The organism is Pusillibacter faecalis (assembly GCF_018408705.1).
Taxonomy (GTDB): domain Bacteria; phylum Bacillota; class Clostridia; order Oscillospirales; family Oscillospiraceae; genus Oscillibacter; species Oscillibacter faecalis.
Genome location: NZ_AP023421.1, coordinates 356,147 through 371,192 on the forward strand (window position 1 = coordinate 356,147; position 15,046 = coordinate 371,192).

Below are 15,046 nucleotides of genomic sequence, written 5' to 3' on the forward strand. Positions count from 1 at the left end.
CTTCCCGATAACGGAGGGACTTCCGCCGTAGCTTACTTGTCCGTTTCAGCTCCGGTGCTCCGGGGCGACTTCGCCGGCTGCTGCGCGAGCGCTCTCACCAACCGCGCCCTCTCTTGGCTTTCGCAAACCGGGTACTGCTCCCCATCTCAGCAGTTCTTCTGATATACTTCCGTCAGTATAATATACCCAGTTTGGATTGTCAAGCGTCAGCTCATCCGTAAAATTTCCTTTTTCAGCCTGGAAATAATGCGCTTTTCCAGCCGGGAGATATAGCTCTGGGAAATTCCTAGCTGATCCGCCACTTCCTTTTGGGTCTGCTCGTTTCCGCCGCCCAGTCCAAAGCGCATGGTAATAATCTGTTTTTCTCTGGGTGAGAGCAGATCAATCGCCGCTGCCAAAAGGCTGCGGTCCACATCTTCCTCAATGGGGCGCATAACAACATCTGCATCAGTCCCCAGCACATCCGAGAGCAGCAGCTCATTGCCATCCCAATCCGTGTTTAAGGGCTCATCAAAGGACACCTCTCCTCTCCGGTTAGCATTTTTCCGCAGGTACATGAGGATTTCATTCTCAATACACCGTGAGGCATATGTCGCCAGCTTGATATTTTTATCCGCCCGATAGGTGCCCACCGCCTTAATCAAGCCAATCGTCCCAATCGAGATCAAGTCCTCGATATTGATTCCTGTATTCTCAAAGCGTCTTGCGATGTATACCACCAACCGCAAATTATGTTCAATCAGCTCCTGCCGGGCGCTCTCCTCCTCCATGTGCTTGAGAAGTTCCGCTTCCCGCTCCTTGCTCAGAGGCGGTGGAAGTGTATCGCTGCCGCCGATATAATGAATGGGTGGTGTCAGTCCCAGCTTTCTCAGCAGCCATTGCAAAATGTTGACGTCCATACCTGCCTCCCTTTCTCACTTCGCCGCCCCAAAGGGCCGCATAACCTGATCCCAACGCAGAAGGGGCCAGCGCCACGGGCGCGCCCTGGTAGCATATACCGCCCACCTCCACCCAATCCGTCCGGATAACCAGCAAGAACCCACTGTCTGTCCCCACTGCGTGGTAGGGTAACAGGCGCGGCCGCAGACCAGGCATGGCTGCCATCAATGGCTCCAGCAGCTCTGTGGGTCGCCCCAGCCTCTCCCGCGTGAGAATCTGCCGGACCGGCCGCGGTAAAACGGTGTCCAGTGCCCCATAAGCCAACACTAGAACCGGACGGCCTCCCATAGGCTCTCGTAGGCTGTTCCCATTATCCCGCAGTGCCGCGAGCTTGATAGTCTTTCCCTCCATGCAAATCCGCACCGTCAGCACTTCCCCTTCTATATTGTGACGTGCCGCCGCACGAAAAACCACTGTCAATACCAAATCCGCACTGCCAGCCGCAATCAGCAAAACCTTTGTATCCACATCCGTATAAAAAATTCCGTTCACCATCGGAACCGCGCTGCCGGCCAGTACCCCCAGAGCCATCACGCACCCCGCCAAGGCACAGGAGAGCGCAAAAAGCAGCAGCGTCAGCCTTGCCAAATGCTCCTCCCCGCCATAGGCGATCAGAGTCACACAAACGCCCACCGCAAGCTTCACCGGCGCCGCCGCTAAAAAACCGCATCCCGGCAAAAACACTGCCACCGCATAGCCTCCACCTGCCAGCGCAGCCAGCAGATATCGACGGCGCCGCAGGGGAATGCCCGCCAGCCGTGCTGTTACCAGACAGAGCAGATAATCCATCAACGTATTGAGCACAAATACGCTGTCTATGTATACCACCGTCATCGCTCCACTCCCTCCCTGTCCAAGAGGACAGCGTGCTCCTATTATAGAGCAAGCCCTTTAGAAAAGCCGTCGCAAAAAGGGGGTAAACTAGAGGGCGGGCAGCTTTCGCCGCCCGCCCAGACCTCATATGTATGGCACAATCATGGAGGCCGCTAATGCCACGACCATCACCACAACCAGTACGAGGGCAATCGCCCTGCTTACCTTCCTATTCATGGTCTTCCTCCTCTTTCAAAATTTTACGGATGCTCTTCTCCGCTTTGCTGCGGGGTAACATCAGCTCGTGGCCGCAGCCTAAGCATTTGAGCTTGATATCCATGCCCACCCGCAGAATCTCCCAGTGTGTACTTCCACAGGGATGGGGCTTTTTCATCTCCACCTTATCATGTAGATGCAGGTCCATACACTTCCTCCTGTCAATCCATGCTTTCCTCGCGCATATAGTGGCCTATGCGAACATTACGCCGCAGACGCGGCAGAATAGGATGCGATCATATGCCGGAAAACAAACAATTCCCACCCGAGGGCCTGCGCCCTCCCACCGCGTATACCATCGATACCCTCAAGGCGGCTGCGGACAGCGGTGAAATTCTAGAAGCCATCACCCAGCGGTGCGGCGCTGACCACACGCTTCATTTCTCCCTAGACGGTATTGCGGCCCGAATGCCGCGAGAGGAGGCCGTTGCCCCCTGGATCAGCGGCGCAACTCGGGAGATTGCTGTTCTTTCCCGGGTAGGACGGCCCACCTGCTTTGTGGTCTCCTCCCTCCAAAGCGATGCGAAAGGCGCACCGCTCGCGCTCCTCAGCCGCAGAGCCGCTCAGGAAACAGCCATGGAGTTCTTCTTAGAGCATCTAGAGCCTGGCATGGTACTCACATGTCGGGTCGTCCGGCTGGAATCCTTCGGTGCTTTTTTGGACATCGGCTGTGGTGTGGTTGCCATGCTGCCCATTGAGCACATCTCCGTCTCCCGCATCCACCACTCAAACCAACGGTTCCAAGAGGGACAGAAGATTCTGGCGGCAGTCTACAGGATAGACCCGGAAAACCGCCGGATCACTATGAGCCATCGGGAGCTCCTAGGCACCTGGATGGAAAACGCCAGCCGATTCCAGCCCGGGGAGACGGTACGCGGCATTGTCCGCAGCGTCAAGCCTTACGGTAGCTTCATTGAGCTCTCGCCCAATCTCTCCGGCCTTGCGGACAGCCGCGAGGACCTGGAGGTCGGTGACGAGGTATCGGTCTTTATCAAGAATATCCGCCCGGAACGAATGAAAGTCAAGCTGCAGGTCATCGAAAAACTGCCGCTGACAGAATCCATTCCCCCGCTCGCTTATCAGATCACCGACGGAAAGCTGGACCGCTGGACTTACTCTCCTCCGGGCTGTGAAAAAGTCGTGGAGACAGTGTTTACTGCCCCTTGATCTTCTCCCAATATGTCCTAGCCGCCTGCTCGGTCTTGTTGTCTCCGTACTGATAATAGACGACATCCTTCAGGGCATCCGGCAGATACTGCTGCCGAACCCAGTGCCCGGTGAAATTGTGTGGATAGAGGTAGCCTTGCTCCCGCTCCTGACCAGCGGTGTCCGCGTGGACGTTTTGAAGCTCTCGGGGAACATCCCCGGTGCGGCCGGCCTTCACGTCTGCCCAGGCGGCGGCAATCCCAGCCGAGGTACTGTTGGACTTCGGCGCCGTGGCAAGCAGCACAGCGGCTTGGGCCAGGGGCAGCTGTGCCTCCGGCAGGCCCAGCTGCATAGCCGCGTCCACACAGGCTTTGACAATGACAACCGCCTGGGGATAAGCCATGCCAATATCCTCACTGGCGGAACACAGCAGCCGCCTACAGGGGGTGATCAGATCTCCTGCCTCCAGAAAGCGGGCCAGGTAATGCAGCGCCGCGTCCGGGTCGCTGCCCCGGAGGGACTTCATCAGCGCCGAGGCCAAATCATACATGGCGTCGCCGCCCCGGTCATAGCGCATAGCGCTGCGCTGCGACACCTGTAAAGTATCTTCCCTCGTCAGCCTGAGTTTCCCGTCCACCGGAATAGCCGCCTGACAGAGAAGCTCTACCGCATTGATGGCCTTGCGCACATCGCCGCCGCAGGCAGTGGCGATGTGCCTGGGCACCTCATCCTCCCATTCCACAGGCAGATCCAACCGCTCCCGCTCCATATTCAACGCCCGCCGCACAGCAGGTTCCACCTCCGCCGGCGCCACGGGCTTGAACTCAAACACCGTGCTGCGGGAGAGAAGCGCCCCGTAGACATAGAAATACGGATTCTCCGTGGTAGAGGCAATCAGCGTTAAAGAGCCGTTCTCCATAAACTCCAACAGGCTCTGCTGCTGCTTTTTATTAAAATACTGAATCTCATCCAGATACAGCAGAATCCCGCCTGGAGCCAGCAGCGTCCCTACATCCGCGATGATATCCTTGATGTCCTGCAGCGAGGCTGTGGTGGCGTTGAGCCGGTGGAGGGTCTTATGGGTCTGCTGGGCAATGATGTTGGCAATGGTCGTCTTTCCGGTGCCGGAGGGACCGTAAAAAACCATATTGACGTCAGTACCGCTCTCAATCAGGCGGCGGAGCACAGCGCCAGGGGCCAGTAAATGCCGCTGGCCCACTACCTCATCCAGGGTTTTGGGACGGATTTCGTCCGCCAGAGGCCGCTTCATAACCATTTCTCCTCTTTGGCTGAATTTGATCTAATTTTATGATTATACCATATCATACCTCAGATTACTATGATTTTTTCTCTGGCCTTTTGCTGAAAGTTGTGGTATTCTGTCGGCATGAGGTGATGATCATGAAATCAAAAGCCGCTGTGCGCCGCATTATTGAAACGCTGAAAGGGATTTATCCAGACTCGCTTTGTTCTTTGCAGTATGAAAAAGATTACGAACTGCTCTTCGCCGTGCGTCTGGCGGCCCAGTGCACCGACGAACGGGTCAATCAGGTGACACCGGCTCTCTACAGCCGCTTCCCTACGCTGGAGAGCTTTGCCGAGGCTGACCCAAAGGAAGTCGGTGAATACATCCACTCCTGCGGCTTTTTCAACGGAAAGGCCCGGGATATCGTGGCATGTGCCAAGCAGCTGATCGAAAAGCACGGCGGCAGGGTTCCCGGTACCATGGAGGAACTGACCGCCCTTCCCGGCGTTGGAAGGAAGACGGCAAATTTGATTCTGGGCGACATTTTCGGCCAGCCGGCCTATGTCTGTGATACCCACTGTATCCGGATCACCGGCAAGCTGGGGATTACGGACGGCTCTAAGGACCCCATCAAGGTGGAGCGGCAACTCCGTGAGTGTATCCCCCCGGAGGAGTCCAACAATTTCTGTCACCGGATGGTGCTGTTTGGGCGGGATACTTGTATGGCCAGAAGCCCCCGTTGTCAAGAATGCCCTCTCAAGCAGGATTGCGACACCGGAAAAAAAAGATAAAAGAGCCAAGTGCCTGTGCGAAAGCGCAGGCACTTTTTTGTCTCTTCATTCATATACTGGTTTGAAACAACTTTACAGGTATATAGGAGGCAGTATGAACGACATGACGGCAAAGCTGGCCGAACAGCTCAAAAGCAACCCCGCCGCCCTCCGCTCCCTGATGCAGTCCCAGGATGGGCAGGCGCTGATCCGGATGCTGACCCAGGGAGACCGGGGCGCTGGGCTCCAACAGGCGGCCCAAGCGGCAGCCAAGGGCAATCCGGCCCAGCTAACAGACATGATCAACCGGATGATGCAGAGTCCGGAAGGCGCGGCGCTGATTGAGCGCATCAACAAGGCAGTGCAGAAGTAAGGAAAGGCAGGGCTGGCCATGGCGGAATTTGACGACAAACTCAATAGCATTCTCTCGAATCCGGACGCCATGGCACAGATCATGCAGCTGGCTCAGTCCATTGGCGGCAATACGGATCAGCAGTCTCCGCCCTCTCCCCCGCCGCCGGCACCAATGCCAGCAGCAACACCGCCAGCGGCATCAAGCGGCGACCTGCTCTCATCTCTAACCGGCGGGCTGGACCCGAAACTTCTGATGCGGCTGATGCCGCTGATTCAGGAGCTAGGCGGCCAACAGGACTCCAATGCGCGGCAGCTCCTATTTGCCCTGCGGCCATATCTCAAGGCCGAACGGCAGGAGAAAATTGAGCGGGCGCTCCAATTAGCCCGGCTGTTCCACATCGGGAGAAAATTCCTGTCGGAATGGGAGGGCGGCAAGCATGTATAACCGCTATATCCGTAACGACGACGGTGTGTATACTCGAATCCCACAGGAAGATCGTCCACCTGCTTTCTCAGGTACGGGTCCGGAACGAAGCTCTCCCAGCGGCGGGCAGGTTCCTCCGCCAAACACCGGAGACACGTCTCCTCCCAAACAGGAGCAGCGTTCACCAGAGGGAGGCAGCCGCTGGTCTGATGGTTTGACGGGAATGCTGCGTCACTTCCTGGATCAACTCCACCTGGACCATGTGGACACAGGGGACCTCCTGCTGCTGGTGCTGCTATTCTTCCTCTTCCGGGAGGATGCCGATGAAGAGCTCCTTGTAGCTCTGGGGCTGCTGTTAATTCTATAAATGCGGTGCATCTTTTTTCCTCTCCGGATGCTTTTCGATTTCCCATAGAACCATAAAAACAGGGGTGAAGCATAAGGATGTGCCCCTATAAGGAAGTAATTTGATTGTCGCAGGGCGGCATGGCTGAAAGGTCATGCCGTCCTGTCTTTTCTTTGCCGTTCCACAGTCTGATCGTCGCCGGGCAGGTTGACTTCTCCAATGAAGTTCCAGACTAGTTCAATCTTCTGCCTGCGGTGGCCGCTGGACTTATCCGGCGCATGGACGATAATCTTCTTTACAAACTCATTGACGATAGTGGGTGTCAATTCCCGGATACCTACATATTTCCGTACAATGGCTGCAAAGCTGTCAAAGTCGGATCGATCCTGTTCAAAGGTTTCTACCACTTCCCGCCATGTCTTAATCTGCTCTGTCAGTTCTCTTTGTTCCGCTTCATAATCAGCGGAGAGTTTCAAGAACCGTTCATGGCTGATCGTCCCGCTGATGTCATCCTCATAGATGCGCTTGAAAATGCGGTCAAGTTCGCCAATACGCTTTTCCGCTTGGGCAATTTCACGCTTGCGTTTCTGAGCCTCTTTTTCGGCTTCTTGGAAGTGCTGCTTTTTCGCGGCTTCCTCAAATGCCATAGCATCATCAAAGAACAGCGCCGTCACATCGAAAATCCGCTGCAAAACAAACAGTTTCAGCGTTTCTTCCCGGATGAAGTGCATGGTACAGTCGCCTGTATTGCTCTTATACCGGGAACACCGATAGCAGTCTTGCTGCGGCGTCATGTTTTTACCTGTGGCGAAATGCAGTTTGCTTCCGCAATCGGCGCAGTACAGCAGGCCAGAAAACAGCCCTTGCCGTTCAGCTTGCTTGGCCGGACGGCGCTTGTTCTCCCGCAATTCTTGTACCCGCACAAAGACTTGTTCATCAATAATGGCAGGCTGTGTATTGGGGAAAATCCGCTGGTTTTCCGGGACGTTATGCAGTCGCTTTTTCAGTTTGTGGGACTTGGAATAGGTCTTGAAGTTCACTGTACAGCCGGTGTACTCTGGACGCTCCAAGATCCCCGCCACAGATTTCGGGTCCCAGTGATACGGTTTTTCAGGCAGCGTTTTTCCGGCACGCTGGGCATAATGTGCCTTGACAGTCAGGATGTGTTCGGCAGTCAGCAACTTGGCAATCTGCATGGGGCCTTTTCCCGCAATGCACAGGTCAAAAATACGCTTGACGATCTCGGCAGCTTCCTCGTCCACAATCCACTTCTTTTTGTCCGCTGGGTCTTTCATATACCCGTAGGGCGGATTGGTGCAGAGGTGTTCCCCAGAGTTTCCTTTGGCACGCATGACGGCACGGATTTTCTTGCTGGTATCGCGGGCGTAGAAGTCGTTGAACAGATTGCGAAAAGGGGTAAAATCGTTGTCTCCCTTGTCGCTGTCCACACCGTCATTGATGGCGATATATCGAATATCACGTTCCGCAAAGAAACTCTCGGTATAGTAGCCCACTTTCAGGTAATCCCGCCCCATGCGGGACATATCTTTGACAATAACGGTCTGGACTTTCCCCGCTTCTGCAAGGCGTATCATCTCATTCCAACCGGGTCTATCGAAAGTGACACCGGAAACGCCGTCATCAATGAAAAATGTGGGATTGGAAAAATGATTGTCCGTTGCGTATTTGAGCAGGATTTTCTTCTGGTTGGCAATGCTGTTGCTCTCGCCGTCCAGCGCATCCTCTTGGGACAGGCGGGCGTATAAAGCGGTGATGTTGTCGGGATATTTTGTGTTTGCTGTCATGGTTCATTCCTCCTGTAATGAACGCCCGACAAACAGGTTGCTGTCCTTATTATACCGTGCTTTGTGGTCTTTGTCAGCATCTGTGATGGTTTCTGAGCGGATGAGCCGCACCATTTTGTCATAGAGCGGTTCCGTTCCGCCGCAGGAAGTATGTACTTCATAGACCGTCCCGCCGAGCCTGTAACAGACAGTTTCTTGCAGCGGATTTCCCCGTTTTGGCAGATAATCGCTCTCTTTCCGGCTTCGTTTCTGTTCTATTCCGTTCCCGTCCTTTCTGGAAGAATCACAACAGAGCAAGCATAGGGAGTGTAACCACACTCCCGCAAAATCTCCGTTTCCGGCCTGCTGCCGGGGCGGAGATTTTTGCCTGTTGGGAGCTTCCCAAACCCTTGTTTTTTGCTTCGCCAATAATACGTTTACAAGGACGTAAATTGCCCGCTGAAACGGGGAGTCAAAAATATTTTTTATGCAGAAGCGGCCTTATGTGAAGTCCTCTGTTTCGCAGCTTTCGCATTTACACAAGAATAATACCGCAGAACGCTCAAACAAGCATTGTTTTCCGTAATACATTCTTGTATTGTCTGAAATAAAGCACTACAATAAAAACAGGTGAAAGGAGGCCCCTCTATATGGCAAATATTTTAATCGTGGAAGATGAAAAGAATATGCAGAGCATTATTGCCGAGTATATGCAGCGAGGCGGTCACTCCTGCTTTACGGCGGACGATGGCGTGGACGCTTTAATGATCTTGAAAAACAATCCAATGGACTTAATGATACTGGATGTGATGATGCCCCACCTTGACGGTTTTTCCGTCTGCAAGATGGCAAGGGAAATGAGCAACCTCCCTATTATCATGCTGACTGCGAAAAGCGAGGAAGAAGATAAACTGAAAGGTTATGAGCTGGGAGCCGATGACTATATTACCAAACCATTCAGTCCCAAAGTGTTACTGGCAAAGGTTGGCGCTTTGCTGCGCCGCTCCTCTATCACGCCTACCGATTCTATGAACGCCGGAAAAATTACGATCATCCCCACATCTCATAAGGTCTTTGTGGATGGACAGGAAATCACTTTGACCCACAAGGAATATGAACTACTGCATTTCTTCATGGTTAATCCCAGCCAGATATTCAGCAGAGAGCAGTTGCTTAATCGGATTTGGGACTACGACTTTGAGGGAACAACACGGACGGTAGATACCCATATCAAAACCCTGCGGCAGAAATTAGGCGATGAGGGCCAGCATATTGTTACCTTGATTCGTTCCGGCTACAAATTTGAGGTGAGCGTATGAAGATCAACGAAAACATGAACATCTTTACCATACGAAAGAAGATACTGCTGGCCTCCAAACTGATTGGCGTTGCCCTGATTTCTTCTTATATATTGTCCACCAAACTGCCAGTGAACACCGATATTTCCTTTGTGATATGGTCGGCTTTTGTGGTGGTTCTGGTCTGTGCCATTGATCTGCTGATGGCCCGCTTTATCACAAAGCCGGTTTCGGAACTGAATGAAGCTGCCCGGAACATGGCAGAGCTTAATTTTTCACACCCCTGCCAGGTGGAAAGCCGTGATGAATTTGGACAGCTTGCGGAGAGCCTGAACATGATGGCCGAAAACCTGCAACAGGCGTTTTCTTCTCTGGAAGATGCCAACCGGAAATTAGAGCAGGATGTGGAGCAGAAAAAAAGACTGCTTGCCGAGCGTAAGGAACTGGTGGACAACCTCTCCCATGAAATGAAAACTCCGCTGGGCGTGATCCGGGCCTATGCCGAGGGATTGCAAGACGAAACAGACGAAGCAAAACGGCAAAAGTATTCCGAGGTCATCATAACGGAAACAGAACGCATGAGCCGCTTAATCACTACGCTGCTTGATCTGTCTGCATTGGAAAATGGGGCTACCCAGCTCCGCCCGGAGCGGTTCGACTTTGTAGACTTTTTGGAAACGGTGGCAGGACGGCTGCTGATCGACACCCCGGACGCAGATTTTGTTTTGGAATATGAACTGCCGGAGCATCCTGTCTATGTCAATACAGACAAAGGGCGGATGGAACAGGTCTTGAATAATCTGATCATCAATGCCAAACGAAATAACAGGCCGGGCGGGATTTTGAGATTGTCCCTGCTTGAAAAAGACGGCCTTTGGGACTTCTCTATCTTCAATCAGGGGCCGCCTATCCCGGAAGAAAGCCTGTCAAAGATATGGTCGAAATTCTATCGTGATAAAAATTCCAAATACAGCGGTTCCGGGCTGGGCCTTGCCATTGTTGCACAGGTCTTGTCCATGCAGCACCTACACTATGGCGCAGAAAATCAGCCGGGAGGCGTGGCCTTTTACTTCTCCCTCCCCACAGTAAAATAACAAGTTCATATTCTCTCATAGGCTCTGGTTTCCAAATGGAGATCAGGGCCTTTTCTTCTGCCGGGAAGATTTCACACCAACTTCACAGCGACCTCACACCGACTTCAACGCATTTTCGTACCTTTATCCCACAAGGAGGGAGTGACCCTCCAGATAAAGGAGGTAGCGATTATGTTTTTAGGTATGGAATGGTACTGGTGGCTTTTGATTGTTGTAGCGCTGGTGATCTGCATCCCGTTCAAGGTAAAGTTTATGAAATGGTGGAGCAAACGGGAACAGGAGAAGAAAAAGAACCAGACCGGAAAATGGGGTGATGAAGATGATCGAGGTTAAAAACCTGACTTTTTCCTACGGAAAGGATAAGCAGGCGTTACATGGCTTGAATTTTTCTGTGGCAGATGGGGAGATTTTCGGATTTTTGGGGCCGAATGGTTCCGGGAAGTCCACCACCCAAAAGATATTGACCGGCATCTTAAAAGGGCATGGCGGCGAGGTTTCCCTATTTGGAAAGGATTTGAGAACCGCACAGACGCAGGAGTTTTTTCAGCAGATCGGCGTCCTGTTTGAGTTTCCTTATCTGTACGCTAATTTAAGCGCAGTGGACAATCTGAACTATTTTGCGTCCTTTTATCCCAAAGAACAACTGCGGGATGTAAAAGAACTGCTGGAAGAACTGGAATTTAAGAAAGACTTTCTCAATAAGCCGGTGTCCTCCTACTCCAAAGGGATGCGGCAGCGTGTGAGCATGGCGAGGGCTTTGATCAGCAATCCGAAACTTTTATTTTTGGACGAACCCACCAGCGGCCTTGATCCCGCCGGCGCTGTGCTTTTTCGGAAAATCATCGAGAAAGAACGGCAAAAAGGCACAACGGTATTTCTCACAACACACAATATGCTGGACGCTGATCTGCTCTGTGATCGTGTGGCGTTTATCACGAATGGAAATATTGTTGCGCTGGACACGCCCCAAAATCTGAAAGAGAAAAACAGCAATCACCGCATTGTGGTTTCCTATCTTTATCAGGGCAAGCGAAAGGAGCAGACCATAGAAGCGCCTGAACTGAAAGCCGGTATTCCTTTCGCCTATGATGAAATCATCAGCATCCATTCGCAGGAGCCGACACTGGAAGATGTCTTTATCCAGTACACGGGAAGGGGGCTGTCTTAATGTGGAAAAGCCTTTGTTCTCTGTTCAAAAAAGACTGCCGGATGATGATGTCCGGGAAATTCTTTCTGGTGGCACTGGGTTCCCTTGTTTTATATACTCTGTTCATCAATTTCGGCTATGTGAAATTCATGGACGCCCAGCTCTACAATGTGTATCTGTATGATCCGGCTGGGACGCAGACAGAGTTTTCCTCTCTTGTCCGGCCCGTGTCCTCTTTGGAAGAACTGGATGCAGCCCTTGCCGGTGATGCAAACGGTGTCGGGATTGATGCCAGCGGCAAGACGCCTCATGTTCTGTTCTATGCGGCAACCGAAAAAGCGGACAGACACAGAACAGACTATGCGCTGTCCCTGCTTTCCCCGGATGGGAATGATACAGCAAAAACCGTCGGCAGCAACAGTCCTGAAATGAAGCAGCGCCGGGAGATCACCTGTGAACTTCTCTTTATTGAGATTGTAGCTGTTGGATTTTTGGGAATTGCTTCGGTGCTGTTTAAGGAAAAGCAGATGGGCGTGATTCGCGTCCATGCCGTTATGCCACTGCATAAGAGCCTGTTTGTATGCTCCAAAATCATGCTCTTTCTAATTACCGATTTGGTTTTTGCGGCCTTAATGGTTCTGTTCAATGTGGGGCTGGGCGGGATGTCGGTTTTGCCTGCGGTGCTGGTGCAGACCGCTATCCTCTCCTTGATTATGGCACTGGCAGGCTTCGGCTGTACCATGCTTCTGCGGGACTTTAAGCAATTTTCACTGGCGTATCTGGTAATTGCGCTCTTTGCGGCTACGCCGGTATTTCTGGCGGCGAATACTTCTGTCAAGATGGCGTGGATTGACTATCACCCGTTTTACCATGTGTATATGGGCCTAAAAAATGCCTTTTTCGGCATCCCGACTACAAGCCCGGTCTACTATGCCGGTGCGATAGGCGCAATCATTCTACTCTTTATCCTTGTAGAAGCTGCGTTCCGCAAGGAAATGGGAAAGGAGGGCTGACAATGAAAGGACTGATCTATCAACTGAAAAGTGTCCGAAAAGACAAGTTCTGTATCATGTCATTTCTCCTGCCTATCGTGGTCGCTGTGGCATTGAATTTTGTCGGCTCCATTGACCTTTCTTCATTGGGGGAATTTCATTTTGGAGTAACGGCAAAGGCCACCACTTCGGAAGTCAACACATGGCTGGAACGGTACGGTACTGTCACCGTTTATCCCACACAGGAAGAACTGATTGCGGCCATCAACGAACCGTCAACAAACCTGATCGGCGTGGAAATGGCTGACGGCAGCATCCAGACAATCCTTTCCGGCGATGAACTGGATATGTTTCAGCAGACAGCAGGCACGCTCCCGGCTCTTTACGAGCAGAGGGAATGGGCGGCACAGGCCAGTGTGCAGGTATTGGAGCGCCCGGATATGATGGCGGGCTATCAGAATATCTTTATTGCCATTACGCTGATTGTGGCAATGTTCATGGGCTGTACCTTTAATGCCATGAACATTATTTCTGAAAAAGAGGATGGCGTTGCGCTGATCAATGAAATCCTGCCTATGACGCACAGACAGTACATGATGCAGAAAATCTTTGTGGGTTTTGTATTCGGCTGCCTGTCCGCTATTCTTACAGCGGCAATCTGTTTCCGGCTCTCTTTCACAGGGGCGGCGGTCATGCTGGCATTGATCGTCCTTTCCGCATTTGTGTCGGCCCTGATCGGTTTGTTTGTGGGCAAACTCTCCGATGGCATGATGGTAGGTGTGGTTTATATTAAAATCGTGATGATTGTATTTATGGCGGTTCCGATTCTGAATTATCTGGTCGGTGCAAGAAACAAAGTCCTTTCCTACATTTGCCATCTGATCCCGTCCAGCGCCACCTTTGAGGGCATTATGGATTTGGCGAATGGAACTGCATCAACAGCGGTTAAGGACATCATTATTCTCGCTCTCCATTGTGTCCTTTGGTTCTTGCTCTATCTGTTTGTATCTAAGCGGCAGAAAAAACATATTTAACTGATTATAATGTGCAAACCTGCCCCTGACGGGGAAAGAAAAAAACCGTTGACAGGGGCAGGGCGATATTCCATGTTTCAACGACCTTTTCATTTCTGCGGCGGTTTTGAGTAGATCAAGGCCGCCGTTTCTTTTTGCTTCGACGACCCCTGCACCGTGTTCTGGCATGGCGGCTTTAGGAGGGAGCCGCCATGCAACGAAAACCACTTCGACAAATTCTGACAGGGGTTAGCCTGTCAAAAAAAGCCGTCCCCCGGCAGCGGGGACAAGCGGCTGTGTATATGTACTATACCATGTAGGAAAAGAACATATTGCTTTTTGTTTCGCCCAGCGGGTCTTTGACCTGCCGGGCGAATTTTGTTATTTCCTGCGGTTCTTCGGTGCGGGCTGGAGCCGCCGCATTGTTACAGATGAAAGGAGTGGTGAAAACAGCTTTATCTTCTCATTCTCCCGCAGATCGGGGGTGAGAAGATGAAAGAATATACCCCTGATTATGTGAAATGTTGTCAGTTCGACCATTACTGCAAGCTGGTTCTATACCATGAAGCGATTGACTACCTGCGGGAAATGCAGAGATACCGCAAGTACCAAATATCCTTAGAGGATATTTCCCTGGCTCAATGGGACAAGTTCTCCACACGGGACGAGTACCCCAGCGACAGCTTTGTGTTCTCGGCCTTTGGCTATGCCCTACATATCCGGGATGAGCTGGTGGCCGGAGCCTTTGTCAAGCTGCCAGAGCAGGAGCAGCAAATTTTAATTCTGCATTATGTCGCAACTATGGCAGACACCAACATTGGCCGTCTTATGGGAATGTCCCGCAGCGCCGTTCAGCGGCACCGTACCAAAGCCCTGAATGAATTGCGGAAACGATTGGAGGACGACGGAGGGAGAAAAGCGAAATGAAGCAGCCAACTTTCTACGGGCGGGAACTGTTGCCCTTGTCTGTGATCGAGGCGGCTCGCGCCGGTGATCCGCTGGCCGTGGAAAGTGTCTTGCGATATTATGACGGCTACATGAATAAACTGTGTACCCGGACACTCTACGATCTGGACGGTTTGCCTCATGTGCGGGTGGATGAATACATGAAACACCGCTTGCAGGCAAAGCTCACGGAAGTCATCGTAAACAAGAAATAGCAAAGACAAAGGAAGCCGTCAAGGGTCGGGATGAACGCTCCGCGCCCTTGACGGCTTCCTCCACCTTTGCTGTGTGGTAACCAAGCGGGCGCAAGCAGAAATTCGCTTGCGCCCGCTGCTATTATGACGTTTGTGCCTACGCATTTAGAGGGTAGAAAGGCCCTATACTACTGGGCGTTTCTGGCGTGGTTGGGCTGCTGGAAGTACCATACCATTCTTACCCCTGTAAATGCAGTTTGAAATG

General features: G+C 52.2%; 18 protein-coding genes and 1 other annotated feature (1 of these 19 only partly in view). Of the genes, 13 read left to right on the forward strand and 5 right to left on the reverse strand.

The features are described 5' to 3' along the window. Positions 1-157 (reverse strand) — a binding site (T-box leader) (it extends 74 nt beyond the left edge of the window). Between the two features lie 49 nt (positions 158-206). The 3 genes from sigE to KJS55_RS16460 all read right to left on the reverse strand — a co-directional run bounded on the left by sigE (position 207) and on the right by KJS55_RS16460 (position 2,176). Continuing rightward, complete coding sequence (gene sigE, locus KJS55_RS16455) at positions 207-845, reverse strand: RNA polymerase sporulation sigma factor SigE (protein WP_228300617.1); 639 nt, start codon at positions 843-845, stop codon at positions 207-209. Next, a complete protein-coding gene (locus tag KJS55_RS17430) occupies positions 736-1,773 on the reverse strand; it encodes a sigma-E processing peptidase SpoIIGA (RefSeq protein ID WP_228300596.1) in 1,038 nt (345 codons plus the stop codon). Before KJS55_RS17430 ends, sigE begins: the two co-directional genes overlap by 110 nt. A gap of 208 nt (positions 1,774-1,981) precedes the next feature. Next, positions 1,982-2,176, reverse strand: a complete 195-nt coding sequence (locus KJS55_RS16460; protein ID WP_187030925.1) for a DUF951 domain-containing protein — start codon at positions 2,174-2,176, stop codon at positions 1,982-1,984. A 92-nt stretch (positions 2,177-2,268) separates the two neighbouring features. Between KJS55_RS16460 and KJS55_RS16465 the strand changes: the two genes are divergently transcribed. Continuing rightward, positions 2,269-3,195, forward strand: coding sequence for a S1 RNA-binding domain-containing protein (locus tag KJS55_RS16465; protein ID WP_187030927.1), 927 nt, complete (start codon positions 2,269-2,271; stop codon positions 3,193-3,195). On the opposite strand, the gene KJS55_RS16470 is transcribed toward KJS55_RS16465, so the two are convergent. Further along, positions 3,182-4,444 (reverse strand): replication-associated recombination protein A, encoded by a 1,263-nt coding sequence (locus KJS55_RS16470; protein ID WP_187030929.1) that lies wholly within the window; start codon positions 4,442-4,444, stop codon positions 3,182-3,184. The two genes, KJS55_RS16465 and KJS55_RS16470, sit on opposite strands and share 14 nt — an antisense overlap. 131 nt (positions 4,445-4,575) lie before the next feature. Here KJS55_RS16470 and nth point away from each other — a divergent pair, with 131 nt between their 5' ends. The 4 genes from nth to KJS55_RS16490 all read left to right on the forward strand — a co-directional run bounded on the left by nth (position 4,576) and on the right by KJS55_RS16490 (position 6,335). Then, the gene (gene nth / locus KJS55_RS16475; RefSeq protein ID WP_187030931.1) at positions 4,576-5,211 is read left to right on the forward strand and encodes an endonuclease III; all 636 of its coding nucleotides are present in this window, start codon (positions 4,576-4,578) and stop codon (positions 5,209-5,211) included. A 94-nt stretch (positions 5,212-5,305) separates the two neighbouring features. Then, a complete protein-coding gene (locus KJS55_RS16480; RefSeq protein WP_187030933.1) occupies positions 5,306-5,563 on the forward strand; it encodes a hypothetical protein in 258 nt (85 codons plus the stop codon). Positions 5,564-5,581: 18 nt separating this feature from the next. Further along, the gene (locus KJS55_RS16485) at positions 5,582-5,989 is read left to right on the forward strand and encodes a hypothetical protein (protein WP_187030935.1); all 408 of its coding nucleotides are present in this window, start codon (positions 5,582-5,584) and stop codon (positions 5,987-5,989) included. Next, positions 5,982-6,335 (forward strand): hypothetical protein, encoded by a 354-nt coding sequence (locus KJS55_RS16490; RefSeq protein WP_187030937.1) that lies wholly within the window; start codon positions 5,982-5,984, stop codon positions 6,333-6,335. Before KJS55_RS16485 ends, KJS55_RS16490 begins: the two co-directional genes overlap by 8 nt. A gap of 131 nt (positions 6,336-6,466) precedes the next feature. Here KJS55_RS16490 and KJS55_RS16495 read toward each other — a convergent pair whose 3' ends face one another. Continuing rightward, positions 6,467-8,119 carry a recombinase family protein gene (locus KJS55_RS16495; RefSeq protein ID WP_213543886.1) on the reverse strand — a complete coding sequence of 551 codons (1,653 nt, stop codon included), beginning with the start codon at positions 8,117-8,119 and terminating at the stop codon, positions 6,467-6,469. 629 nt (positions 8,120-8,748) lie between these two features. Here KJS55_RS16495 and KJS55_RS16500 point away from each other — a divergent pair. The 8 genes from KJS55_RS16500 (at position 8,749) to KJS55_RS16535 (ending at position 14,802) form a co-directional block, all read left to right on the forward strand. After that, positions 8,749-9,417, forward strand: a complete 669-nt coding sequence (locus tag KJS55_RS16500; protein WP_213543887.1) for a response regulator transcription factor — start codon at positions 8,749-8,751, stop codon at positions 9,415-9,417. Further along, positions 9,414-10,490, forward strand: coding sequence for a sensor histidine kinase (locus KJS55_RS16505; RefSeq protein WP_213543888.1), 1,077 nt, complete (start codon positions 9,414-9,416; stop codon positions 10,488-10,490). The genes KJS55_RS16500 and KJS55_RS16505 overlap by 4 nt, the downstream gene beginning before the upstream one ends. 171 nt (positions 10,491-10,661) lie before the next feature. Next, positions 10,662-10,823 carry a hypothetical protein gene (locus tag KJS55_RS16510; protein ID WP_178388452.1) on the forward strand — a complete coding sequence of 54 codons (162 nt, stop codon included), beginning with the start codon at positions 10,662-10,664 and terminating at the stop codon, positions 10,821-10,823. Further along, entirely contained in the window at positions 10,810-11,658 is an 849-nt protein-coding gene (locus KJS55_RS16515) for an ABC transporter ATP-binding protein (RefSeq protein WP_195969493.1), read from the forward strand. The genes KJS55_RS16510 and KJS55_RS16515 overlap by 14 nt, the downstream gene beginning before the upstream one ends. Then, entirely contained in the window at positions 11,658-12,650 is a 993-nt protein-coding gene (locus tag KJS55_RS16520; RefSeq protein ID WP_213543889.1) for an ABC transporter permease, read from the forward strand. The genes KJS55_RS16515 and KJS55_RS16520 overlap by 1 nt, the downstream gene beginning before the upstream one ends. 2 nt (positions 12,651-12,652) lie before the next feature. Then, positions 12,653-13,663 carry an ABC transporter permease gene (locus tag KJS55_RS16525; RefSeq protein WP_213543890.1) on the forward strand — a complete coding sequence of 337 codons (1,011 nt, stop codon included), beginning with the start codon at positions 12,653-12,655 and terminating at the stop codon, positions 13,661-13,663. Between the two features lie 471 nt (positions 13,664-14,134). Next, positions 14,135-14,569 carry a sigma-70 family RNA polymerase sigma factor gene (locus KJS55_RS16530; RefSeq protein ID WP_118033175.1) on the forward strand — a complete coding sequence of 145 codons (435 nt, stop codon included), beginning with the start codon at positions 14,135-14,137 and terminating at the stop codon, positions 14,567-14,569. Then, positions 14,566-14,802: a helix-turn-helix domain-containing protein gene (locus KJS55_RS16535; protein WP_213543891.1), complete on the forward strand. Its 237-nt coding sequence runs from the start codon at positions 14,566-14,568 to the stop codon at positions 14,800-14,802. The genes KJS55_RS16530 and KJS55_RS16535 overlap by 4 nt, the downstream gene beginning before the upstream one ends. The last annotated feature ends 244 nt before the right edge of the window (positions 14,803-15,046 follow it).

Coding starts and splice junctions, on each gene's coding strand:
- KJS55_RS16525 (WP_213543890.1), top strand. CDS start 12,653: ATGAAAGGACTGATCTATCAACTGAAAAGTGTCCGAAAAGACAAGTTC.
- KJS55_RS16510 (WP_178388452.1), top strand. CDS start 10,662: ATGTTTTTAGGTATGGAATGGTACTGGTGGCTTTTGATTGTTGTAGCG.
- KJS55_RS16490 (WP_187030937.1), top strand. CDS start 5,982: ATGTATAACCGCTATATCCGTAACGACGACGGTGTGTATACTCGAATC.
- KJS55_RS16480 (WP_187030933.1), top strand. CDS start 5,306: ATGAACGACATGACGGCAAAGCTGGCCGAACAGCTCAAAAGCAACCCC.
- KJS55_RS16495 (WP_213543886.1), bottom strand. CDS start 8,119: ATGACAGCAAACACAAAATATCCCGACAACATCACCGCTTTATACGCC.
- KJS55_RS16530 (WP_118033175.1), top strand. CDS start 14,135: ATGAAAGAATATACCCCTGATTATGTGAAATGTTGTCAGTTCGACCAT.
- KJS55_RS16505 (WP_213543888.1), top strand. CDS start 9,414: ATGAAGATCAACGAAAACATGAACATCTTTACCATACGAAAGAAGATA.
- KJS55_RS16470 (WP_187030929.1), bottom strand. CDS start 4,444: ATGAAGCGGCCTCTGGCGGACGAAATCCGTCCCAAAACCCTGGATGAG.
- KJS55_RS16520 (WP_213543889.1), top strand. CDS start 11,658: ATGTGGAAAAGCCTTTGTTCTCTGTTCAAAAAAGACTGCCGGATGATG.
- KJS55_RS16500 (WP_213543887.1), top strand. CDS start 8,749: ATGGCAAATATTTTAATCGTGGAAGATGAAAAGAATATGCAGAGCATT.
- KJS55_RS16485 (WP_187030935.1), top strand. CDS start 5,582: ATGGCGGAATTTGACGACAAACTCAATAGCATTCTCTCGAATCCGGAC.
- KJS55_RS16465 (WP_187030927.1), top strand. CDS start 2,269: ATGCCGGAAAACAAACAATTCCCACCCGAGGGCCTGCGCCCTCCCACC.
- KJS55_RS16515 (WP_195969493.1), top strand. CDS start 10,810: ATGATCGAGGTTAAAAACCTGACTTTTTCCTACGGAAAGGATAAGCAG.
- KJS55_RS16460 (WP_187030925.1), bottom strand. CDS start 2,176: ATGGACCTGCATCTACATGATAAGGTGGAGATGAAAAAGCCCCATCCC.
- KJS55_RS17430 (WP_228300596.1), bottom strand. CDS start 1,773: ATGACGGTGGTATACATAGACAGCGTATTTGTGCTCAATACGTTGATG.
- nth (WP_187030931.1), top strand. CDS start 4,576: ATGAAATCAAAAGCCGCTGTGCGCCGCATTATTGAAACGCTGAAAGGG.
- KJS55_RS16535 (WP_213543891.1), top strand. CDS start 14,566: ATGAAGCAGCCAACTTTCTACGGGCGGGAACTGTTGCCCTTGTCTGTG.